The organism is Nonomuraea cavernae (assembly GCF_014646355.1).
Lineage (GTDB): Bacteria > Actinomycetota > Actinomycetes > Streptosporangiales > Streptosporangiaceae > Nonomuraea > Nonomuraea cavernae.
Genome location: NZ_BMNH01000020.1, coordinates 74,529 through 96,225 on the forward strand (window position 1 = coordinate 74,529; position 21,697 = coordinate 96,225).

General features: G+C 71.1%; 22 protein-coding genes. 13 read left to right on the forward strand and 9 right to left on the reverse strand.

The genetic code is table 11. The features are described 5' to 3' along the window. Positions 1-3,072 carry an SNF2-related protein gene (locus IEY82_RS26920; RefSeq protein ID WP_189127020.1) on the reverse strand — a complete coding sequence of 1,024 codons (3,072 nt, stop codon included), beginning with the start codon at positions 3,070-3,072 and terminating at the stop codon, positions 1-3. A 17-nt stretch (positions 3,073-3,089) separates the two neighbouring features. Further along, positions 3,090-3,755: a Uma2 family endonuclease gene (locus IEY82_RS26925; protein ID WP_189127021.1), complete on the reverse strand. Its 666-nt coding sequence runs from the start codon at positions 3,753-3,755 to the stop codon at positions 3,090-3,092. 118 nt (positions 3,756-3,873) lie between these two features. On the opposite strand from IEY82_RS26925, the gene IEY82_RS26930 reads away from it, so the two are divergent. The 13 genes from IEY82_RS26930 to IEY82_RS26990 all read left to right on the forward strand — a co-directional run bounded on the left by IEY82_RS26930 (position 3,874) and on the right by IEY82_RS26990 (position 13,864). Further along, a complete protein-coding gene (locus IEY82_RS26930) occupies positions 3,874-4,038 on the forward strand; it encodes a hypothetical protein (RefSeq protein WP_189127022.1) in 165 nt (54 codons plus the stop codon). A gap of 82 nt (positions 4,039-4,120) precedes the next feature. Next, entirely contained in the window at positions 4,121-4,501 is a 381-nt protein-coding gene (locus IEY82_RS26935) for a phage holin family protein (protein WP_189127023.1), read from the forward strand. After that, positions 4,498-5,298 (forward strand): DUF3618 domain-containing protein, encoded by an 801-nt coding sequence (locus IEY82_RS39415; protein ID WP_225263804.1) that lies wholly within the window; start codon positions 4,498-4,500, stop codon positions 5,296-5,298. The genes IEY82_RS26935 and IEY82_RS39415 overlap by 4 nt, the downstream gene beginning before the upstream one ends. A gap of 55 nt (positions 5,299-5,353) precedes the next feature. After that, a complete protein-coding gene (locus IEY82_RS26945) occupies positions 5,354-6,241 on the forward strand; it encodes a YihY/virulence factor BrkB family protein (RefSeq protein ID WP_225263803.1) in 888 nt (295 codons plus the stop codon). Then, positions 6,238-6,669, forward strand: a complete 432-nt coding sequence (locus IEY82_RS26950) for a protease inhibitor I42 family protein (RefSeq protein WP_189127025.1) — start codon at positions 6,238-6,240, stop codon at positions 6,667-6,669. Before IEY82_RS26945 ends, IEY82_RS26950 begins: the two co-directional genes overlap by 4 nt. Before the next feature lie 40 nt (positions 6,670-6,709). Beyond that, positions 6,710-7,435: a DUF1838 family protein gene (locus IEY82_RS26955; protein WP_189127026.1), complete on the forward strand. Its 726-nt coding sequence runs from the start codon at positions 6,710-6,712 to the stop codon at positions 7,433-7,435. Continuing rightward, the gene (locus tag IEY82_RS26960; protein ID WP_189127027.1) at positions 7,432-7,851 is read left to right on the forward strand and encodes an HIT family protein; all 420 of its coding nucleotides are present in this window, start codon (positions 7,432-7,434) and stop codon (positions 7,849-7,851) included. The genes IEY82_RS26955 and IEY82_RS26960 overlap by 4 nt, the downstream gene beginning before the upstream one ends. 25 nt (positions 7,852-7,876) lie before the next feature. Continuing rightward, positions 7,877-9,055, forward strand: a complete 1,179-nt coding sequence (locus IEY82_RS26965; RefSeq protein WP_189127028.1) for a sensor histidine kinase — start codon at positions 7,877-7,879, stop codon at positions 9,053-9,055. A 33-nt stretch (positions 9,056-9,088) separates the two neighbouring features. Next, positions 9,089-9,838, forward strand: a complete 750-nt coding sequence (locus IEY82_RS26970) for a LytR/AlgR family response regulator transcription factor (RefSeq protein WP_189127029.1) — start codon at positions 9,089-9,091, stop codon at positions 9,836-9,838. Continuing rightward, positions 9,835-10,248 carry a hypothetical protein gene (locus IEY82_RS26975; protein ID WP_189127030.1) on the forward strand — a complete coding sequence of 138 codons (414 nt, stop codon included), beginning with the start codon at positions 9,835-9,837 and terminating at the stop codon, positions 10,246-10,248. The genes IEY82_RS26970 and IEY82_RS26975 overlap by 4 nt, the downstream gene beginning before the upstream one ends. Before the next feature lie 25 nt (positions 10,249-10,273). Continuing rightward, positions 10,274-11,761 (forward strand): sodium/solute symporter, encoded by a 1,488-nt coding sequence (locus tag IEY82_RS26980; protein WP_225263801.1) that lies wholly within the window; start codon positions 10,274-10,276, stop codon positions 11,759-11,761. Positions 11,762-11,927: 166 nt separating this feature from the next. Further along, positions 11,928-12,257, forward strand: a complete 330-nt coding sequence (locus IEY82_RS26985; protein WP_189127031.1) for a DUF485 domain-containing protein — start codon at positions 11,928-11,930, stop codon at positions 12,255-12,257. Beyond that, positions 12,254-13,864 (forward strand): monocarboxylic acid transporter, encoded by a 1,611-nt coding sequence (locus IEY82_RS26990; protein WP_189127032.1) that lies wholly within the window; start codon positions 12,254-12,256, stop codon positions 13,862-13,864. The genes IEY82_RS26985 and IEY82_RS26990 overlap by 4 nt, the downstream gene beginning before the upstream one ends. A 55-nt stretch (positions 13,865-13,919) precedes the next feature. Here IEY82_RS26990 and IEY82_RS26995 read toward each other — a convergent pair whose 3' ends face one another. From IEY82_RS26995 to IEY82_RS27025, 7 genes are all read right to left on the reverse strand, one after another. Then, the gene (locus tag IEY82_RS26995; protein WP_189127033.1) at positions 13,920-14,507 is read right to left on the reverse strand and encodes a GTP-binding protein; all 588 of its coding nucleotides are present in this window, start codon (positions 14,505-14,507) and stop codon (positions 13,920-13,922) included. After that, positions 14,488-14,865: a DUF742 domain-containing protein gene (locus IEY82_RS27000; protein WP_189127034.1), complete on the reverse strand. Its 378-nt coding sequence runs from the start codon at positions 14,863-14,865 to the stop codon at positions 14,488-14,490. Before IEY82_RS27000 ends, IEY82_RS26995 begins: the two co-directional genes overlap by 20 nt. Further along, a complete protein-coding gene (locus IEY82_RS27005; RefSeq protein WP_189127035.1) occupies positions 14,862-15,281 on the reverse strand; it encodes a roadblock/LC7 domain-containing protein in 420 nt (139 codons plus the stop codon). Before IEY82_RS27005 ends, IEY82_RS27000 begins: the two co-directional genes overlap by 4 nt. Then, a complete protein-coding gene (locus IEY82_RS27010) occupies positions 15,278-17,605 on the reverse strand; it encodes a sensor histidine kinase (RefSeq protein WP_189127036.1) in 2,328 nt (775 codons plus the stop codon). The genes IEY82_RS27005 and IEY82_RS27010 overlap by 4 nt, the downstream gene beginning before the upstream one ends. A 135-nt stretch (positions 17,606-17,740) precedes the next feature. Continuing rightward, the gene (locus IEY82_RS27015; protein ID WP_225263799.1) at positions 17,741-19,267 is read right to left on the reverse strand and encodes a prenyltransferase/squalene oxidase repeat-containing protein; all 1,527 of its coding nucleotides are present in this window, start codon (positions 19,265-19,267) and stop codon (positions 17,741-17,743) included. A 77-nt stretch (positions 19,268-19,344) separates the two neighbouring features. After that, on the reverse strand, positions 19,345-20,211 hold the full coding sequence (locus IEY82_RS27020) for a terpene synthase family protein (RefSeq protein ID WP_189127037.1): 867 nt from the start codon (positions 20,209-20,211) through the stop codon (positions 19,345-19,347). Beyond that, on the reverse strand, positions 20,208-21,605 hold the full coding sequence (locus IEY82_RS27025; RefSeq protein WP_225263797.1) for a cytochrome P450: 1,398 nt from the start codon (positions 21,603-21,605) through the stop codon (positions 20,208-20,210). Before IEY82_RS27025 ends, IEY82_RS27020 begins: the two co-directional genes overlap by 4 nt. Positions 21,606-21,697 lie beyond the last annotated feature (92 nt).

Below are 21,697 nucleotides of genomic sequence, written 5' to 3' on the forward strand. Positions count from 1 at the left end.
TCAGGCCACCCCCTCGGCCGTCAGCCGGAACACGTCGCGCAGCTCCTCGGTGGACAGGTCGGTCAGCCAGTCCTCGCCGGTGCCGACCACGCGTTCGGCGAGCGCCTTCTTGCGTTCGATCATCTCGTCGACGCGCTCCTCCAGCGTGCCCGCGCAGATCAGCTTGCGGACCTGTACGTTCTTCCGCTGCCCGATGCGGAAGGCGCGGTCGGTCGCCTGGTCCTCGACGGCGGGGTTCCACCAGCGGTCGACGTGGATCACATGGTTGGCGGCCGTCAGGTTGAGGCCCACGCCCGCCGCCTTGAGCGACAGCAGGAACAGCGTCGGCTCCTCGTCCCGCTGGAACCGCTCGACCAGCCGGTCACGCGTCTTCTTCGGCAGCCCGCCGTGCAGCCAGAGCACCGGCCGGTCGAGCCGCTGCGCCAGGTAGGGCTGGAGCATCGTGCCGAACTCCGCGTACTGCGTGAACACCAGCGCCTTCTCGCCCTCGGCCAGGACCTCCTCGGCCAGCTGCTCCAGCCGGGCCAGCTTGCCCGACCGGCCGGCCAGCCGGGAGCCGTCCTTGAGCAGGTGGGCGGGGTGGTTGCAGACCTGCTTGAGTCTGGCCATGGCCGCCAGCACCTGGCCGCGCCGCTCGATGCCCTCGCTGCCGTCGATCCTGGCCAGCATGTCCTCGACGACCGCCTGGTAGAGCGTGGCCTGCTCGGGGGTGAGCGGGCACCACTCCTTGACCTCCAGCTTCTCTGGCAGGTCGGAGATGATGGACTTGTCGGTTTTGACCCGCCGGAGTACGAACGGGCCGGTCGCCCGCTTGAGCGCCCGCGCCGCCTGCTCGTCCTGGCGCGCCTCGATCGGCTCCTGGAAGCGGCTCCTGAACCTCTGCCGCGAGCCCAGCAGCCCCGGGTTGGCGAACTCCATGATCGACCAGAGCTCGGCAAGGTGGTTCTCGACCGGTGTGCCGGTCAGCGCCAGCCGGGTCGGGGCCGGAATGGCGCGCACCGCCCGCGCCTGCAGGGTGCCGCTGTTCTTGATCGCCTGGGCCTCGTCGCACACCACCCGGCGCCACTCGACCTGCCGCAGTGCCTCCAGGTCGCGCTGCGCCGTGCCGTAGGTGGTGATCACCAGGTCGGCGCCCGCGATCTCCGCCGTGTCGCGCCCGCCGCCGTGGTGGACGTAGACGCGCAACCCCGGCGCGAACCTGGCCGCCTCACGCTGCCAGTTGCCCACCAGCGACATCGGGCACACCAGCAGCGTCGGCGTCTCAGCCGCCTCGTGCACCAGCAGCGCCAGCGTGGTGACCGTCTTGCCCAGGCCCATGTCGTCGGCCAGCACCCCGCCCAGGCCCAGCTCCGACAGGAAGCTCAGCCAGGCCAGCCCCCGCTCCTGGTAGGGCCTGAGCACGGCGTCGAGGCCATGGGGCGTGGCCAGCGGACGCAACCGCTGCTCGGCCTGGCCGGACAGCAGGTCGCCGAGCACCCCGTCGGCGTCGACCGCCACCAGCGGCAGCTCGTCGTCGCCCTGCACGACCTGCCGCAGCAGGTCGGCGACGGGCAACTCGCCCGTCCGCTCGCGCTCCACGGCCTTCAGCGCCGCGTCGAGCCCGCGGTCGTCGAGCTCCACCCACTGCCCGCGGACCCGGACCAGCGGCACCTTGAGCCTGGCCAGCTCGGTCAGCTCCTCCTCGCTGATCGTCTCGTCGCCCACCGCGAGGTCGATCCGGAAGTCGACCAGCTCGCGCAGCCCGAACCCCTGGCTCGCCGCCGCCTGCGACCTGGCGCGGGTGGTCAGCTTCAGGCCCAGCCTGCTGCGGCCCGCCCAGCGCGGCAGCTGCACCCCGAACCCCGCCGCCTGCAGCAGCGGCGCCGCCTGCCTCAGGAACGCGAACGCGCCCGCCGTGTCGAGCCGCAGCTCGTCCGGCTCGGCCACGCGCAACGCCCGGTCGAGCTCGGGATACAGCCGCGCGGCGCGGCCCAGCCCGGCCAGCAGCTCCCGCTCGGGCCGGCCGGGCAGGCCCGTGACCCGTTCGCCCCTCCACACCGTGCGCGCCGGCACGTACAGGCTCGGGTCGTCGGCCGCCTGCAGAGCCAGCTCCACCCGCCACTCACCGCCCCCGGCAGGCTCGGCGACCCTGGCGGTCTCACCGGCTTCGGCAGGTTCGACGGCCGGGGTGTGCTCGCTCTCCCCGGCAGGTGTGTCGGGGACGGGGGGTTCCACGAGACGGAAGCAGACGCGGGTGGCGCCCTCGGCCCTGGTGACCGCTTCGCGCCACGCCTCCAGCTCCGCCCGCAGCCGAGGATCGTCAGGGCAGGAGGGGTCGGGGCCGGTCAGCGCCGCGAGCCAGCGCTCTTCGAGCGTCTTCGGCCCGCTCACCAGCGGCTCGTGCAGAGCCTGCCTCATCAACGCGTCGGTGAACACGTCGAGCGCCTCGGTGAGCACCGCGCCGGACGGGCGCTCGGTCGCGGCGGTGCGGCAGGCGGGCGGCATCGCCTCGGCCAGCTCCCTCGCGTAGGCGGCGTCGGCACCGGTCACCACCGGCCGCCACACCGCCCGCGCGCCCGCCTCCGGCCGGTCCCGCCGGGCGCGTGGGCCGCCGGCCCGGGCGGTGGGGGCAGACGCCGGGGCGGTGACCAACTGGGGGATGACGCGTCCGCGTCGCAGCAGATCGTGGGCGAAGGCGGCGACGGCCGCCCAGTGGCGGACGGTGGCGGTGGGCGGGGGCTGCGCGAGGACGCGCAGGGCGTCGCCGGTGGCCGGCACGACGGCGGGCACCCGCCACAACCGCAGACGCGGCCTGACCACCTCGGACAGCCGCCCCGTCTCGGGTGACGGCACCGGCTCCCTGACCGACCCGGGCAGCAACAGCTCCAGCACCCGTTCAGAGCCCTCGGCTTCGAGACCGGTGTGGGCGAGGGCGTCGGCGAGAGTGTGGGCCGGTGCGGCGAAGGGGTGAAGGCGCGCGGTCCCGGGTCTGGTCGCCGGGGAGGCAGGAGGGGCAAGGGATGGAGCGGAATCGGGAATCTCCGCCCAGAATGCGAGACCGTCTCCCGCCCAGACCGCGTGTAGCACTGACACCACGGCAGGCTACCGGCTCAGCGGAAGATCAGGTCTGTCTCCAGCTTGATCCCGAACGGCTCCGGCAGCTCCACCGGCACTCCTTCGCTCACTTTCGTCATGGAGCGGTATTCGCCGTCATGAGGATCCCAGAGCAACGTGATGGCCTTGGGCTCGGTGAACTCGTCGACGATCAGCACGATAGGAATGCCCGCCCTGGCATACTCGGCAGGTTTCACCTCCAGGTCGTCGACACGGTTGTCCGAGGAGGTGATCTCGACCGCGAGCAGGGTGCCATATCCGTAGGCCTGATGGTCGTCGAACTCGGGGCTGTCCGGTGGGGCCACGAGCAGATCGGGCAGCCGACGGTCACCACGCGCAGGGGGGATGTGAACGGACCACGTCTGGTAGAACTCCCAGCCGTTCTCCACCACGATGTTGAAAAGCTGCACCTGGATACGGTGCACGAGTTGCGCGTGGCGCCTCTCGGTCCAAGGGCTCACTATGATCCTTCCGCCCACGATCTCAGCTCTCCAGCCGTCCTGGATGAGGTCCTGCCAGAGCCGCTCGCGGCGGAGCTCGTCCTCGGTCGGGCCGGATGCCCCCCATCCCGGCCCCCACGTGCGGGCGGATGGCGGCTGCGGCTCGGGACCCCGCACGGTGTCGTGCTGGCGGGTTTTCCTGCCCGTGATGCCGGTGGCCATGGCCGTCACCCCTTCGTCCGTGTCATCGAGAACACTACACCGCGTGACCGTCCGTTGACCCAGCGAGAGAGTGGCCGCGGACCGCGGCGAGCGAAGGGAGGAGTCGTAGGCTTGAGGTATGAATCCTCCCGGATCGTGGTGTGAGCGGCCCAAGCCGCAGGCTCCTTCGTGCGAGCTCCCGTCCGCGTGGAGCAAGCCGAAGAAGCCCGACAACTGGTGTGAGACGCCCAAGTCGCCGATCTTGTCGGTGCTCGACTTCCTGGTTCGCGCCGCCAGGAGGTGACGGCCCGCGCCGTCGCGCCGTCCGCGTGATAGAAGGCGTTCTGGCTGGGTAGTCGCCTTCCTCAGCAGAGGGAGGCGACCACGTGAACGACACACACAAGCTCGTCAACGATCTGTCAGAGCAGGTCTCCAGGCTCGTCAGAGACGAGGTGCGGCTGGCCCGGTTCGAGCTGACCGAGAAGGGGAAACGCGCCGGATTCGGCGCCGGTCTCTTCGGCGGAGCCGGCATGGTCGCGTTCTTCGGCGCGGCCACGCTCGTGGCGGCCTTCGTCATGCTGCTCGCCCTGGTCATGCCCGCATGGGTGGCCGCGGTCGTCGTGGCGGTGGTCCTGTTCGCCATCGCCGGCGTGCTCGGGCTGGTCGGCAAGAAGAAGGTCAAGCAGGCCGGTTCGCCGATGCCCGCGGAGACCATCGCGAGCGTCAAGGCCGATATCGAGACGGTCAAGGAGAGTGTGCGGCGATGAGCGAGACGGACCCCGGCTACAGCGAGGAGCACGCCGGAGAGGTGGGCGCCCACAGGAGCAGGGTGGGCATGCCCACGGACGACAAGTCCATCAACGTGCCTCCGACGAGGGCGGGCGCGGCGGAGAACGCGCTGCACGCCGAGGAGGAACGCGAGGAGCACGGGAAGTTCATCCCCGAGGCCCCGCTCGAGGACGATCGGGCCGCCGCGCTCCGCGCCCGTGAGCTCGAGACGCGGTCCCTGCAGGGCGGGGATCAGGCCGGGCCGGCCGGCACCCATACCACCACCCGCCACACCGGCACCGGAGGACGCCGGTGGGCGGTGGGAGACGACGAGGAGGAACGCGTGCGTGAAGAGATCAGGACCACCCGGCAGGAGCTCGGTGAGACCGTGGCGGCACTCGCCGACAAGGCCAACGTGAAGGCTCGGGCGAACGACGCCGCGGCCGCCGCGAAGGTGAGGGCGGCCGACGCCACGGCGGCGGCCAGGCACAAGGCGGCGGACGCGACCGCGCTGGCCAAGGAAAGGGCGGCCGACGCGACCGCGCTGGCCAGGCACAAGGCGTCCGACGCGACGGCCGTGGCCAAGGTCAAGGCGTCCGACGCGGCGGCGGTGGCGAAGGAGAAGGCGGCCGAGGTGGCCGGCAAGGTCCGCGAGGTCACCCCCGACCAGGTGAAGGACGCGGCGGACAAGGTCACCGCGGAGGCGCGCAGGCGGCCGGCGCTGGCGATCGCCGCGGCCGGCGTCGTCGTCGCGCTCCTGCTCCGCCGGATGACCCGGCGCACGAGGAGGAAGTGACCCGTTGAGCGCCCCGCAGGGTCCCACGGATCTGCCGCGCCGAGCCTGGTGGAGTGTGCTGAAACGGACGTTCTCCGAGTTCAGACGGGACAGGGTGCAGGACCTGGCAGCGGCGCTCACCTACTACGCGGTGCTGTCGATCTTCCCGGCGCTGATCGTGCTGGTGTCGCTGCTCGGGCTGCTCGGCCGCGAGGACACCGCCGCGCTGGTCGGCGGCATCACCGTGCTGGCGCCCGCCGAGGTTCGCGACCTGCTGACGGAGGGCGTGTCGGGCGTCCAGCGGGTGGGCGGCTCGGCGGGTCTCATGGCGATCGTGGGCCTGGCGGTCGCGCTGTGGTCGGCCTCCGGCTACATCGCGGCCTTCATCCGGGCCGCGAACGTCATCTACGACATCGAGGAGGGGCGTCCCTTCTGGAAGGTCACCCCGCTCAGGATCGGCCTCACGATCCTGGTGACCGTGCTGCTGGCGGCAGGGGCGATCGCGGTCACGCTCACCGGCCGGCTGGCCGACGTGGCGGGGAAGGCTTTCGGGCTCGGCAGCGCCGCGGTGAACGCCTGGGACGTGCTCAAGTGGCCCGTCCTGGCCCTCATCGCGGCAGGGCTGGTCATGGTGCTCTACTGGGCGGCGCCCAACGTGATCCAGCCCGGGCTGCGCTGGATCACACCGGGCGGGCTCCTGGCGGTGCTCCTGTGGGTGATCGTCTCCGGCGGGTTCGCGCTCTACGTGGCGTACTTCGGCTCGTACAACAAGACGTACGGCACGCTGGCCGCGGTCGTGGTCTTCCTGATCTGGCTGTGGCTGTCGAACATGGCGCTGCTGTTCGGCGCCGAGCTGGACGCCGAGCTGATCAGGGAGCGGCACATCGCCGAGGGCGGGCGTGTGGAGCAGGAGCCCTACGCGGTCCCGCGTGACGAGCCGGAGCCCGATAGCCTGCCGGGATGAGGTCTCGAAAGGCGCTGCCGTCCGTCGCGCTGGTCGCGCTGCTGGCCGCGGGCTGCGGCGGAGGATCGGCGGTCAGCGACCTGGGCACCGTGGTCAAGGGGGCCAAGGGCGCGACCGTGCCGGTCGAGCTGGGCGTCGGCAAGCGCTTCTCCCTCGCGGTCGCCGACGACCCGTCGGCCGGCGACGAGTGGAGCCTGGTCGCGGTGCCCGACGCCACGGTGGCCTCGTACATCAGCGAGGAGCGCCGCCCCGCCGGCGACGCGCCCGGCGCGGGCGGCACCACCTACTTCGTCTTCAACACCAAGGGGCCCGGCAGCGCCCGGATCACGCTGCGCGACTGCGTCCGGTGCGGCACCGGCACGGCGCCGCCCGACGAGCAGAGCAGGCAGCTGTCCGGCGAGGCGATCTTCGAGCTCACCGTCAGGTGAGTCCTTGCCCCCGGCGGCCGCCTCCGGGAGGCTTCGCCGCATGGACTTCAGTCTGGTGGACTTCATGCGTGTGCGCGCGTCCGGCGACGGCGCGGAGACGATCTCGTGGTGGACCGGCGACGTGTACGGCTGGCGGCGCGACGACGGCCCGCACCACCTGTTCGGCTTCGAGGGCCTCAACGTGGCCCGCGCCGTACGAGCCGACGACGGCTGGCGGCTGCTCAGCCGCGAGGCGGCGGCCTACCTCGACCCCGAGACCAGGCAGGTCGTCGACGCCTGGGACAACCCGTTCACCGGCGAGCGGGTCGAGGTCCAGCACGTCTTCAACGACCCCGTCAACCAGCGGCTCGGCGATCGTCCGGTGCCGGCCACGCGCCTGGGCGAGCAGGTGGCGTTCAACGTCGACGTCCGGCTGGCCTACCCGTCGCCGCTCAGGGTGGCCGACCATCCGCGCCACTCGGCGGGCGACACCTACCGGGCGATGGAGCTGTTCCAGTTCTTCGCCCGGGCCGGCGACCTCGATTCGGAGATGCCCGACGTGCCGTGCGTGTTCTCCTGGTGCCGGGTCTCGCCGTGGCTGCCGTGGATGGCGATGGGGCAGCGCGAGGGCGCGCTGGTCTACCACTGCCGGGGCGCCAAGACGGCCGAGGTGCCCGGCCGGCTGCGTGAGCACGTGGGCGAGCACTTCCTGCACGCGCCCACGGCCTGGTCGGCGCCGAACATGACGAGCTGGACGGCCTTCGCCGCCAGGGCGGCGGCCTCGTGAGCGACGACCCGTTCTGCCGGATCATCGCGGGGGAGCGGCCCGCGTTCGTCGTCCATGAGGACGACCTGACCGTCTCCTTCCTCGACGGCCGCCCGGTCTTCAAGGGGCACGTGCTGGTGGTGCCCCGGGCCCATGTCGAGACGTTGTCCGACCTGACGGAGGTGGGCCCGTTCTTCGAGCGGGTCCAGGAGATGGCGCGTGCCGTGGAGGCGGGCCTGGAGGCGGGCGGGACGTTCGTCGCGCTGAACAACCGCGTCAGCCAGAGCGTCCCGCACCTGCACGTGCACGTGGTTCCGCGCAACCCCATGGACGGCCTGCGGGGCTTCTTCTGGCCGCGCACCAGGTACGCCTCCGACGAGGAGGCCCGGTCCTACGCGGCCACGATCGCCGGGGCGCTGTCCGGGGGCGCGACGTGACGTCCGCCGGGTAGGCTCCGGCGACGTGGAATACCTCGTCGGGGTCGCGGTCGTGGCCGTCCTCGTGGGCGTGCCCGCGATCGTGCTCTGGCGGGTCATGCGCGGCCGCCGCGAGCTCGGCACCAGCCCGGCCGAGCGGGCCACGTTCGAGACCCTGCACACCGCCTCCCTGGCCGGCCCGCCGCTGCGCGCGGGCCTGACCGCGGACGGGGCGGAGCGGGCGTCGCGGCATCTGCGCGCGCTGCTCGGCTCGTCGGCGCTGGCCGTCACCGACGGCGAACGCCTGCTGGTCTACGACGGCGCCGGTGACCACCACGCCGCGCAGGCGTTCGAGCACGCCCAGGCGACGCTGCAGGACGGCCGCACCCAGGTGCTGGCCATCGAGTGCCACCTGCTGGAGTGCCCGATCAGGCATGCCGTGGTGGTGCCGCTGACCACGGACGACCGGGTCGTCGGCGCGCTGGCCGCCTACGGGCCGAACGCCTCGGCGGGCCTGGTCCGGGCCGCGCAGGAGGTGGCCGGGTGGGTCGACTCGCAGCTGGAGCTGGCCGAGCTGGACCGCTCGCGGACGCTGCTGATGGAGGCCGAGGTGCGGGCGCTGCGCGCGCAGATCTCCCCGCACTTCATCTACAACTCGCTCACCACCATCGCCTCGTTCGTCCGCACCGACCCCGAACGCGCCCGCGAGCTGCTGCTGGAGTTCGCCGACTTCACCCGCTACTCCTTCCGCAGGCACGGTGAGTTCACCACGCTGGCCGAGGAGCTGCGCTCGATCGACCGCTACCTCATCCTGGAGCGGGCCCGGTTCGGCGACCAGCTGCAGGTGACGCTCCGCATCGCGCCCGAGGTGCTGCCGGTCGCGGTGCCGTTCCTGTGCCTGCAGCCGCTGGTGGAGAACGCCGTCCGGCACGGCCTGGAGAGCAAGAACGGCGTCGGCCGCATCGCGATCATCGCGGAGGACGCCGGGGCGGAGTGCCGGATCAGCGTCGAGGACGACGGCCTCGGCATGGAACCCGACCGGTTACGCCGCATCCTGGCCGGCGAGATCGCCCCCGAGGGCGGGGTGGGCCTGGCCAATGTGGACGAACGGCTCCGCCAGGTGTACGGGGACGACTTCGGGCTGGTCGTCGAGACGGGAGCGGGGGCGGGCACGAAGGTCAACGTCAGGGTGCCGAAGTATCACCCCGGCGTCTCCGCCCGTTGACCTCGATCTTTCTTGTCGGTTTTATCACTGTCTATGGCACAACTACGGGTCCTCGCGGTCGACGACGAGCTTCCGGCCCTGGAAGACCTGTCCTACCTGCTGCGCGCCGATCCCCGCATCGGCGAGGTCGCCACGGCCAGGGACGGGGCGGCGGCGTTACGCCTGCTCGACCGGGCCATCGCCGAGGGCCGGCCGATCGACGCGGTCTTCCTCGACATCAGGATGCGCGGGCTGGACGGCGTGGTGCTGGGGCGGCTGCTGTCGCAGTTCGCCAACCCGCCGCGGGTCGTGTTCGTCACCGCGTACGAGGAGCACGCCGTCGACGCGTTCGAGATCAAGGCCGAGGACTACCTCCTCAAGCCGGTGCGCCCGGAACGGCTGGCCGAGGCGATCAGGCGGGTCGCCGTCTCGGCGGACGTGCCGGTGGACGCCGGGGAGTCCGACACGATCCCGGTCGAGCTGGGCGGCGTGACCCGGTTCGTGTCCAGCGCCGACGTCGTCTACGTCGAGGCGCAGGGCGACTACGCCCGGCTGCACACGGCGGCGGGCAGCCATCTGGTGCGCATCCCGCTGGCCACGCTGGAGGAACGGTGGTCCACGGCCGGGTTCGTCCGCGTGCACCGCAGCCACCTGGTCGCGGTCAAGCACATCGAGGAGCTGCACATCGACTCCGGGCGGTGTACGGTCCGGGTGGGCGAGACCGAGATACCGGTCAGCCGCCGTCACACCCGTGAGCTGCGTGACCTGCTGGTCCGCCGGGCCAGGAAGGGGAGACCGGAGTGAGCCCCGAGCCCCGGCCGGCCCGCAGGGTCCCGTCCGGCCGCGGCGACGTCCCCCGCCGGGTGACCGTGACGAGCCCGCGCACGGCCGCCGCGCGCCGCCCCCGCTATCCCGCCACCCGCGAGATCGACGAGCAGACGCACCTGGGCGAGGTCTACATGCGCTCGCTGCTGCGCACCCAGTTCCGTCTCGCGCTGTTCGTCTGCACCGTGCTGGCGTGTGTCGTGGGCGGCCTGCCGCTGCTGTTCCTGGCCATCCCCGAGCTGCGCGAGGCCGACCTGCTCGGCATCCCGGTGCCGTGGGCGGTGCTCGCCGGCCTGATCTACCCCGCCTTCGTCGTCGGCGCCTGGCTCTACGTGCGCCAGGCCGAGCGCAACGAGCGCCACTTCGCCGACCTGGTCGAACGCCCGTGAGCGGGCGTTCGGCGGAGCCGGGCCGGTGAGTCTGGCGGCGGTGGTCACCGTGATGGTGGCGACCGTGCTCATCGGCGCCTTCGGCATCCGCTTCTCCCGCACCACCTCCGACTTCTACGTCGCCTCCCGCACGGTCAGCCCGCTGTGGAACGCCTCGGCCATCGGCGGCGAGTATCTGTCGGCCGCGTCGTTCCTCGGCGTGGCCGGGCTGATCCTGTCGTTCGGCGCCGACATGCTCTGGCTGCCCGTCGGCTGGACCGGCGGCTACCTCGTGCTGCTCGTGCTGGTGTCGGCGCCGCTGCGCCGCTCGGGCGCCTACACGCTGCCCGACTTCGCGGAGGCGCGGCTGGAGTCGATGTCGGTGCGTCGCACGGCCAGCGTGCTGGTGGTGCTCATCGGCTGGCTCTACCTGATGCCGCAGTTCCAGAGCGCCGGCCTGGTGCTGCGGACGATCACCGGGGCGCCGGTGTGGGCGGGCGGGCTGCTGGTGGCCGTCGTGGTCGCGGTCAACGTGCTGTCGGGCGGCATGCGGTCGATCACGTTCGTGCAGGCGTTCCAGTACTGGCTCAAGCTGACCGCGCTGGCGCTGCCGCTGGTGTTCCTGCTGCTGGCCTGGAAGAGCGACGGCGCTCCGGCGGTGAGCGCGGCGGACGCCGCGACCTGGCAGGTGCCGCTGGCCGGAGGCAAGGAGTACGGGCTCTACTCGACCTACTCGCTGATCCTGGCCACGTTCCTGGGCACGATGGGGCTGCCGCACGTGCTGGTGCGCTTCTACACCAACCCCGACGGCCAGGCGGCCCGCCGCACCACGCTGGTCGTGCTGTCGCTGCTCGGCGCCTTCTACCTGTTGCCCTCGGTGTACGGCTGGCTGGGCCGGATGTACGCGCCCGACCTGGTCCGCACCGACGCGGTCGTGCTCACGCTGCCCGGCCGGATGGTCGGCGGCACCCTGGGTGACCTGCTGACGGCGCTGGTCACCGCCGGGGCGTTCGCGGCGTTCCTGTCGACCTCGTCGGGGCTGACCGTGTCGGTGGCCGGGGTGATCGCCCAGGACCTGCTCAAGGGCGGAGTGCGCTCGTTCCGGATCGCGACGCTGATGGCGGTCAGCGTGCCGCTGGCGCTGGCGCTGTGGGCCCGCGCCCTGCCGGTGGCCGACGTGGTGGGGCTGGCGTTCGCGGTCGCCGCGTCGTCGTTCTGCCCGCTGCTCGTGCTCGGCATCTGGTGGCGGCGGCTCAGCAGCACGGGTGCCCTGGCCGGGCTGTTCGTGGGCGGCGGGCTGGCCTGCGCGGCGGTGCTGGTGACCATCGTGGGCGGGCCGTACGAGGGGCTGGCCGACGCGTTGCTCGCCCAGCCCGCGGCCTGGACCGTGCCGATCGCGTTCACGGTCATGGTGGCGGTGTCGTTCCTGACGCCGCACCGGGTGCCGGCGGGCGTGGCCAGGACGATGGTCCGGCTGCACACGCCGGAGAACCTCGCCCTCGACCGAGGTGACTGGCGGCCCCGCTCCTCCTGACCCCGTAGGGGCGACCGTTCGTCGTACGGATGGGACCTTTCATCGCAAGCCGTACACAACTAACCGCCGCTCGCCTGCGACTCGCCGAACAACCCCGTCCCCGCTCTCCACGCCGGATAGGTTGCGCTCTTACCTTGAGCGTGATCCGCATCACAGTGGAGGACTCGTGACAACCAGAGAACATGACGCATCCGTCTATGAGGAAGTTCAGGAGAGCAGCGAATTCCAGGATCTGAAGCGGCGCTTCCGCCGGTGGACGTTCCCGATGACCGTGGCCTTCCTGGTGTGGTACCTGCTGTACGTGGTGCTGTCGGGCTGGGCGCGTGACTTCATGGGCATCAAGCTCGTCGGCAACCTGAATGTGGCGCTGCTGTTCGGGCTGCTCCAGTTCGTGTCGACGTTCTGGATCGCCTGGGCCTACGCCCGCCACGCCGAGAAGAAGCTCGACCCCATCGCCGACAAGCTCCGCCACGAGGTCGAGGAGAAGACTCAGTGAACTCCGAACTCCTGGCCACGGTCCTGTTCCTCGCCTTCGTCGCGCTGACGTTGGTGATCACGTTCAGGGCCAGCAGGCAGAACAAGACCGCCGCCGACTTCTACGCGGGCGGCCGGTCCTTCAGCGGCGCGCAGAACGGCCTGGCGATCGGCGGCGACTACATGTCGGCCGCGTCCTTCCTGGGCATCGCCGGCATCATCGCCCTGTCCGGCTACGACGGCTTCCTCTACTCCATCGGCTTCCTGGTGGCGTGGCTGGTCGCGTTGCTGCTGGTCGCCGAGCTGATGCGCAACTCCGGCAAGTTCACCATGGCCGACGTGCTGGCCTTCCGGATGAGCCCCCGCCCGGTGCGCACCGCCGCGGGCGTCTCGACGATCACGGTCAGCATCTTCTACCTGCTCGCCCAGATGGTCGGCGCCGGCGCCCTGGTCGGCCTGCTCCTCGGCGTCACCTCGCCCGCCGGCAAGGCGTGGACGATCGTCGGCGTGGGCGCCCTCATGATCGTGTACGTGGTGTTCGGCGGCATGAAGGGCACCACCTGGGTGCAGATCGTCAAGGCCGTGCTGCTGATGGGCGGCGCGGCGCTGATCACCGTTCTCGTCCTGGCGCACTACGGCTTCAACCTCTCGTCCCTGCTGGGCGAGGCGGCGTCGCAGAGCGGCAAGGGCGACAACTTCCTCATCCCCGGCCTCAAGTACGGCACCGAGGCGCAGGGCCTGGCCGGCAAGATCGACCTGATCAGCCTCGGCCTCGCCCTGGTGCTCGGCACCGCGGGCCTGCCGCACATCCTGATCCGCTTCTACACCGTCCCGACCGCCAAGGACGCCCGCAAGTCGGTGCTCTGGGGCATCGGCATCATCGGCACGTTCTACCTGCTCACCCTGGTCCTCGGCTTCGGCGCCGCGGCCCTGGTCGGCAGCAAGGCGATCGCCGCCGCCGACGCCGCCGGCAACACGGCCGCGCCGCTGCTGGCCAAGGCCATCGGCGAGACGTTCCTCGGGGACGTGGGCGGCACGATCCTGCTGGCGCTGATCGGCGCGGTCGCGTTCGCCACGATCCTGGCCGTGGTGGCCGGCCTCACGCTCGCCTCCTCCTCCAGCTTCGCCCACGACCTGTACGCGCACGTGTTCAAGCGCGGCACCGCCACCGAGCGCGAGGAGGTGCTGGTGGCCCGCGTCTCGGCGTTCGTCATCGGCGCCGTCTCGATCGGCCTGGGCATCCTGGCGCAGGGGCAGAACGTCGCGTTCCTGGTGGCGCTGGCGTTCGCGGTGGCCGCCTCCGGCAACCTGCCTGCCATCCTCTACAGCCTGTTCTGGAAGAGGTTCAACACGGCCGGCGCGGTCAGCGCCATCTACGGCGGCCTGGTCTCGGCGCTCGTCCTGGTCATCTTCTCCCCGGTGGTGTCCGGCGGGCCGACGTCGCTGTTCAAGACGGCCGACTTCGCCTGGTTCCCGCTCAGCAACCCGGGCATCATCTCGATCCCGCTCGGCTTCCTGTGCGGCTGGCTCGGCACCGTGCTGAGCAAGGAGTACAACGCGGCCAAGTACGCCGAGATCGAGGTCCGCTCGCTCACCGGCGTCGGCGCCGAGCAGGCCACCAAGCACTGATCCCCGCTCGGTGAAGGGGGCCCGGTCGTCCCGTCGCGGCCGGGCCCCCGGGCCCCTACGAGCTCACCGGCTCGGCCCGCAGCCGGGCGGAGTGCTTCACCAGCGCGATGAGCACCTCCCTGCTCGAATCGCGCTTCCTCGCGTCGCACATGATGATCGGAATCGAGGGGTTGAGCTGGAGCGCCAGCCGTACCTCGTCCAGCTCGAACGTGGACGACCCCTCGAAGCAGTTGACCGCCACCACGAACGGCGTGCCGCGCCGCTCGAAGTAGTCGACCGAGGGGAAGCAGTCGGCCAGGCGGCGGGTGTCGGCCAGGATGACCGCGCCCAGCGAGCCCTCGGCCAGTTCGTCCCAGACGAACCAGAACCGCTCCTGCCCCGGAGTGCCGAACAGGTAGAGGACGTACTCGTCGCTGAGGGTGATGCGGCCGAAGTCCATCGCCACGGTGGTGGTGCGCTTGGCCTCCACCGCCGTCAGGTCGTCGATGCCGACTCCCCGATCGGTGAGCACCTCCTCGGTGCGCAGCGGCCGGGTCTCGGAGACCGCGCCGACCATCGTGGTCTTGCCCGCACCGAAACCGCCCGCGATCAGGATCTTGATCGCGGTCGGGATACGCGGGCGTTCAGAGCGATCGAAGACCATCGAGCACCGCCCTGTACATCTTCATGTCACGCATGTCCACCTCGGATTGCGGTTCCTGGGCCGATACGAGTTCTCTGTCGAACAGGTCGCCGAGCAGCACGCGGATCGTGCCCGCGGGCAGATTCAGATGGGCGGCGATCTCCGCGACCGACTTCGGCTCCCGGCACAGCCGCAGGATGCGGAGATGCTCGGGGTCGAGGCCGGCCTCCGGGCCCGGCGGGGGGCCGACGGCCAGCGCCATGGAGATGAGATCGAACCTCCCGTGGGCCGGGCGGGTGCGCCCGCGCGTCACGACGTACGGCCGGATGATCTCCGGGTCGATCCAGTGGTCCTCGCCCGGTTCGTCCGGGCCGTTCACCGGTCGCTCCCGGCGACGGCCCCGCCGGTCCGCGCCGCCGAGGTGAGGTACTGGCCGACGCGGGCCACCAGCATGGCCATCTCGTACGCGATCAGCCCGATGTCGGCGTTCTGCGCGCAGAGCACGGCCAGGCAGGCGCGCTCTCCCGCGACGGTCACGATGAGGAACTGCGAGCGCCATTCCACGACCGTCTGCTTGACCGCGCCGCCTCCGACGTGCTCGGAGACGCCCTTCGCCAGGCTCTGCAACCCGGAGGAGACCGCCGACAGGTGCTCGCCGTCGGTCCGTTCGAGCCCCGCCGACGAGGCCATCAGCAGCCCGTCGGACGACAGCACGATGGCGTGCTCGGCGTCCTTGACCCGGCCGATCAGGTCGTCGAGGAGCCAGTTGAGATCCGTGCCAGAAGTCGGTGTCACGTGGAGCCTCCCGGCTGCTGGTCCTCGATGAGCTTGGCGGCTTCGGTCCGGCCCAGCCGGGTGCCCGACTGGAGGGATCCCATCATGGCCCTGATCTCTTCCGGCGAGCGCTCGTCATCGTCTTCCTTGTCGCTGGTCAGTACGGCAGGGGCCTCTTCGCGCAGGGCGGGCGCCAGGTTGGCCTGAGGCACCCGGAGTGGCAGGCCCGAGGGCGTGAACTCGGCGGGCTTCACATCGCTTTCCCCTTCGGGCTCCGGTTCGCGGGGGACGGGCGCCGCCTGCTCCTGGGGCACGTCGGGCTGTAAGGTGAGCGCCCGGCGCGAGGAGGCGACGTTGAGCGTGCGGACGTTCTCGGCCGAGGCCGGACGGGTCGCCGTGGCGACGGCCGTCGGCCTGCGCGGCAGACCGGCTCGCGGCGTGTCGTCGGGAGGCTTGGGGGTCTCCTCCTGCTCCACGAGCTCCGGCGGCAGCAGCACGACGACCGTGGTCCCGCCGTACGGCGAGGACTTCAGCACCACCTGGATCCCGTGGCGCTCGGCCAGCCGGCTGACCACGTAGAGTCCGAGCCGCGCGGTGCCGGTGATGCGGAACTCCGGCGGGTCCGCGATGCGCTCGTTGGCGGCGTCCAGGTCCTCGGGCTTCATGCCGAGACCGCGGTCCTCGATCTCGATGACGTAGCCGTTGGCCACGAGCTGCCCGCTGACCTGCACGGAGGTGTAGGGCGGGGAGAACGAGACGGCGTTCTCGATCACCTCGGCGAGCAGGTGGATGACGTCACCGACGGCCCGGCCCACCAGCACGACGTCGCCCATCGGCATGAGCGTCACGCGGGTGTAGTCCTCGACCTCCGCGAGCGCGCCGCGGACCACGTCCACCATGGGCACCGAGCGGCGCCAGGTTCGGGCGGGGGAGGAGCCGGAGAGCACGATCAGGTTCTCGGCGTTGCGCCGCATCCGGATGGCCAGGTGGTCCAGGCGGAAGAGCTCCTTCAGCTCCTCCGGGTCGGTCTCCCGGCGCTCCATCACGTCCAGCACGCTCAGCTGCCGCTGCACCAGGCCCTGCGTCCGGCGGGCCAGGCTGAGCAGGATGTCGCGGATGCTGCGCCGCAGCTCGGCCTGCTCGGCCGCGACGCTGACGGCGGTGTGCTGCACGGTGTTGAACGCCTGGCCGACCTGCCCGATCTCGTCGTCGCCGAAGTCGAGGTCGGGCACTTCCTTCGTGACGTCCACCACTTCGCCGTGGCCGATCCGCTCGACCACGTTCGGCAGCCGCTCGTCCGACAGCTCGTGCGCGGCGTCGCGCAGCTTCCTGAGCTGGGCGAGCAGCTGCCGCGTCGTGGTGATCGACAGCACGATCGAGGCGATGACCGCCAGCAGGCCCAGGCCACCGGCCAGGAGGAGCCGGACGACGACGCCCACGGCGATCGGGACGATGCGCTCCGCCAGGCGGTCGCCCGCCGCGAGGGTCACCGCCTGCATGTCCGTCAGCGTCGACTCGGTCGCCTTGCGCCACTCCTCGGCGTCGACAGGCAGCGGGCCGGTGCCGGATTCGTGCTGGATGAGCTGCTGCTCCATCGCCCGTACCCGGGTGGCGTGCGCGCTCTTCGTCCATCGGTCGTAGGCCGTCCGGTCCTCCTCCGGGAGCTTGGACATGGCCTCGGCCAGCGTGTAGCGGAAGATGCCCACGGTGGAGACGAACTCGGCGTGGCTGTCCCCGGTGAAGACGCCCCTGGCGAAGACGCCGGCCATGAGTGCGTCCTCGCGCGCCAGCAACTCGCGCGAGCGGCTGATCTCCGACAGGGTCCGCCCGTCCTTGGCGATCTCCTTGTCGTCGAACGCCGCCACCGAGTCGTACATGCGGTAGAGAGAGTCGATCACATTGTTGTACGGGGCGGCCACGGCCTGCGAGGCGCCGACCCGGCCCGAGTCGATCGACTTCCTGGCCGTGTCCAGCTTGGTCAGCTCGTCCAGCACATCCCTGGCGCGCGCGATCAGCGCGTCGTCGGCGGCCAGCGCCAAGCTGGAGCTGTCAAGGGAGGTGGCGAACTCGGCGCGGGCCGCGTCGGTGCGCGCGCGCTGGTCACGCAGGGCCTTGTCGACGATCCTGGCCCCGCCCCCCACGCGGGCGATGGTCTGGCGGCGCTCGCGCTGCAGCTCGACGAGCAGCGGCTCACTCGGTTCGACCAACTGGGCGTCAACGGCGGCCGCCCCGATCAGGTTGACGCCCTCCCGCAGCGTCACCCACGCGGCGAACGCCCACAACAGGGTGAGCGACACGATCAGGGCCGTGATTTTGGACCGGACGCTGGCGTTACGGAAGCGCATTGGGCCCACCCAGCGGAAAAGCGCCGTAAGCATGCTTTGTCAAGACGGCAAAAGGGGCATACCAGGAATCTGACACCCGGGTCACCCTAGCAATGCGCTATTACTCCCTCAACACAAAACGCCACCATTAGGCCGCTATGTCCCGTTTTGCCGGTTAAATTCGTGTTGTAGGTGGCGTTCTGTCACGTGTAGGGCCGCCAGGATCGCGGCTTGCACAATTGCTGTCGGCGAGTATAGGTCCTTGTCATGCCACATTGGTGGTAAATGCGGCAGATCGACCACCTGTAGAAGATAGTCGTATCCGCGCCCCGCTGCCCGCTTACACCGCTCGTCCGGCTCCGGTCCTGACAGCAGCAGGGTCTGCACGGCGTACGCGGTCTCCTCCGCGATGCCCGTCCACCGCCCCCACGACCCGTCCTCCCGCTGGGTGGCCAACACCCACTCCCGGGCCCGCAGCACGGCGTCGGCGTGCTCCGGTCCGCCGAACTCGCCCAGCGCCAGCGCGCAGCCCAGCGTCGCGTAGTAGGGCGACGCGTGCCACCGGTCCTCCCAGCTCCCGTCAGGCCGCTGCCGCCCGGCCAGCCAGCCGGCCACCCGCGCCATCACCGCCCCGTACCGCCCGGCGGCGGCGGGCCTCGCCCGCACGTACTGGCCGAACGCGTCCAGCACGTGCGCGTTGACGCTGGGCGAGAAGCCGTCCTCGCCCTGCCAGGTGCAGAAGTGCGTGCCCGTGTCGAACAGCAGCAGCGACGCGGGGTCGCATGGCACGCCGAGCAGGGCCAGCGCATGGAGGGCGACGCTGGTGGTGTCCGCGTCGGCGGGCAGCCCGGCCCCCGCCGGCGCGCCTTCCGGAGCGATCGCCGCCCGCAGGTCGGCGATCATCTCCGGCGGCACCTCCACCGGCACGGCCGCCCTGGTCAGCCAGCTCAGCACCCAGCCGCGCTCGAAAACGGTGATCGGCAGCCCGACAGGGACCGGTCCGCCGAACCGCTCGGCCACCGCCTCCAGGTGGTGCCTGGCCAAGTCGGCCGAATCGGACGGCGCGGAGCCTCCGAGCCACGCGGCCGTGGCCGCCGGCGACGCGCCGACCGTGCCGATCGGCGTGGGCAGCATGCCGTCCATCCGCTGCGGCACCATCGCCTCCAGCACGTGCAACACCTTTCGCGGCGGCTCCGTGCCGGACTCCAGCATGCGCTTGACCAGCCCCAGCCGGGAACCGTCCAGCCCGGCCGGACGCGGCAGCGGATCGCCGAACCCGTGCGCGTCGACGAGCGCCACCAGCGACGGCACGATCAGGTCGATGGCCGGGGTGTCCGGCAGCTCGGCCGGTTGCGTCAGCATGCGACGCAGTGCCTCCAGCCCCGCCTTCGCGGCTGACAGGAGCACCTCGCGGTCGCCGTCGCGCGCCGCGCTCATCAGCGCCTCCGTCGCGCTCAGCGTCGGTACGAGACGGTATCCGCCCGGTTGGCCCCACGAGCCGTCCTCTCCCTGCTCGGCCAGCAGGAACGCGATCCTCTCCGGATGACCGACGAGCCATGGGGCCAGCGTGACCAGCCGCCCCGTCTCGTACACCGAGGGGGACACCTGGCCCCACGGGGTGGCCATGAGGCCGGCGATCAGATCGGCGGCACGCCGTGCGATGTCGGTGCTCAGTGCTCTCACGTTCAGTGCTCTTTCGCTCACGGCTCTTTCGCTCACGGCTCTTTCGCTCACGGCTCTTTCGCTCACGGCTCTCTCGCTCACAGCTCTCTCGAAGCCCAGAAGTCAGACAGCCCGTAGAAGCCGGCGCTGTAGTGGAGCTGCCACCAGAGGTACTCGGCGGCCCGGGGATGGTCGCCGCGCACCGGCTGGATCAGCGCGGCGGCCTCGCTCGACAGCTCCGCCATGCGCACGCTGACCTCGTCCGCCGTCATGCCGATCGTGAGAGCGTTGACATCACCGGAGGCCGACTCCCTGCGGTGCGTGGCCAGGTCGTTGAGCAGCCGCAGGTAGCGCTGCACCGTCTCGCCCGCCGCACGCAGCCGCGTCAGGTCCCCGGGAGTTCTGACCTCGCCGGTGTAGATCCAGTGAGAGACGGCGATGAACAGGGCGCCGCTGCTGTCGGCGTTGGCCAGATACTCCTCCCGGGCGGGCCTGTTCCCGCCCCGGCTCCACTCCCACTCGCGGGCCATCGCGGCGAGCATGCGCTCCAGCCGGTCACGCCAGTCCGCCTCCAGCGTGGCGAAGGCGCGTGCGGTGGTGAGCTCGGCACGCAGGTCGGCGAGGAAGCGGGCGACGGGGGAGACAGGTGCCGAGCCGGCCACGGCCGCCAGGCACGTCCCCGTCAGCGCCGCCACGTCGTCCCGCGAGGCCGCCTCCTCGTCGAACAGCCGGTCCACCGCGAACACCAGCAGCGACGCCCGGTTGACCACGCGCAGCCCCGCCACGCTCGCCCACGGCGAGCCGAACGCCCCGGCCATCGCCAGCGAGCCGTAGAGGCCGGAGTCGAAGGACTCACGGGGGAACAGGCCGTCGTACCGTGCCGCGCACCGCTCCAGCTCGCGCCCGCCCGCCACCGCGAGCGCGCACGTCCGCCCGGCGATGCGCAACGCGTCAGGATCGTTCACGAGCGCCCCCTCGGTACAAGGGTCATCGTCAGCCCGGACGGGGGGCGCAGCGAGGAGGCCAGCCGCGGAGTCACCGGCCGGTCGAGGCGCATCACCGGCCGGTACTTGCGCAGGATGCCGGCGATCACCAGCGGCGCCTCCATCAAGAACAGATGCTGCCCCAGGCACACGTGTGGGCCCGCGCCGAACGGCCAGTACGCGTACCGGTGCCGCCCCGCCTCCCGCCCCGGCGCGAACCGGTCCGGGTCGAACACCGACGGCGAGTCCCAGAACTCCGCCATCCGGTGCGTCAGATACGGGCTGAGCAGCACGGTGGAGCCAGCCTCGATCGCGACCCCGCCGATCACGTCCGCGGCCACCGCCATGCGTGGCAGGATCCAGCCCGGCGGGTAGAGGCGCAGCAGCTCGTTGACGAACATCCGCAGGTACGGCATGTGCGGCAGATGCGCGGTGCTGACCGGGTCGCCGCCGACCACCCGGTCGATCTCCTCGTACACCTTCGCGGCCATGTCCGCGTGGGCGTCGAGGACCGGCCATGCCCAGGTCAGCGCCGTGGCCGAGGTCTCGGTGGAGGCTCCGTGCATGGCCACCAGGTCGTCCCTGATCCGGCGATCGCCCTCCTCGCCCGCAACGTCCTGGCGGGCCTTGACCAGGCGCGAGACGACGTCGGTGCTTTCCTCACCCGGGCTCTCCAGGGCCCGTGCCCTGGCCTCCCGGATCCGGGGGTAGACGACCCCGTCGATGGTCTTGATCGCACGCCGGAACGCCCGGTCACCGGGCATCGGCACGCCCTGCGGCACGAACGGCATCAGCAGCCGGACGGCCTTGGCCGTGACGGCGACGTCGTAGGCCGGCACCAGCCGTTGGATGTCCGCGACGGAGATCTTCGAGCCGAAGAACAGCCGGACGATCGTCGGGTGCACGATGGCCGAGATCCCCTTGGCGATGTCGAACGGCCGGCCGGGGGTGATCGTCTCCTCGATCAGCTCGTTGATGATCACAGCCATCTGCTCGGCCAGTGAGTTGACGTACCTGGCCGTGAAGAGCGGCTGCAGGATCCGCCGGCTCTCCGCCCAGGTCTCGCCGTCCGACAGGATGCCCTCGCCGAGCAGCGGCGCCAGTGGTTTCCAGAACATGCCCTCCCGGACGAAGTTGGGCTGGTTCTGGATCAGCACATGCTGGACGTGGTCGGGGTGGGTCACCAGATACGGGCGGAACGGGCCCATGTTGAGCCGGACGAGCTCGCCGCCGGCTCGCTCGCTCGCCTCGGTGAAGGCGTCGATCGGCGTGCGCGCGTTCCTGGTCAAAGAGGCTAAGAAGGGGACATTGGTAGCTTTACGTGTCGAAATGCCCCCAATGGGCACGTATGCTCCTTCGACCTGCCCGTCACGCATGACGGGATATTTCCCGCAAAAGTGCGTTTCTGGGCTGGATTATCACATGGTCGTGTGTATAGATTCAAGATCGCACTTCGGCAGGAGCACCA

Excerpts from the sequence above, each read along its gene's own strand:
- IEY82_RS26995 (WP_189127033.1), bottom strand. The coding sequence starts at position 14,507 with ATGGTCTTCGATCGCTCTGAACGCCCGCGTATCCCGACCGCGATCAAG.
- IEY82_RS26925 (WP_189127021.1), bottom strand. The coding sequence starts at position 3,755 with ATGGCCACCGGCATCACGGGCAGGAAAACCCGCCAGCACGACACCGTG.
- IEY82_RS26955 (WP_189127026.1), top strand. The coding sequence starts at position 6,710 with ATGGACTTCAGTCTGGTGGACTTCATGCGTGTGCGCGCGTCCGGCGAC.
- IEY82_RS26970 (WP_189127029.1), top strand. The coding sequence starts at position 9,089 with ATGGCACAACTACGGGTCCTCGCGGTCGACGACGAGCTTCCGGCCCTG.
- IEY82_RS27010 (WP_189127036.1), bottom strand. The coding sequence starts at position 17,605 with ATGCGCTTCCGTAACGCCAGCGTCCGGTCCAAAATCACGGCCCTGATC.
- IEY82_RS26950 (WP_189127025.1), top strand. The coding sequence starts at position 6,238 with ATGAGGTCTCGAAAGGCGCTGCCGTCCGTCGCGCTGGTCGCGCTGCTG.
- IEY82_RS39415 (WP_225263804.1), top strand. The coding sequence starts at position 4,498 with ATGAGCGAGACGGACCCCGGCTACAGCGAGGAGCACGCCGGAGAGGTG.
- IEY82_RS27025 (WP_225263797.1), bottom strand. The coding sequence starts at position 21,605 with ATGCGTGACGGGCAGGTCGAAGGAGCATACGTGCCCATTGGGGGCATT.
- IEY82_RS26930 (WP_189127022.1), top strand. The coding sequence starts at position 3,874 with ATGAATCCTCCCGGATCGTGGTGTGAGCGGCCCAAGCCGCAGGCTCCT.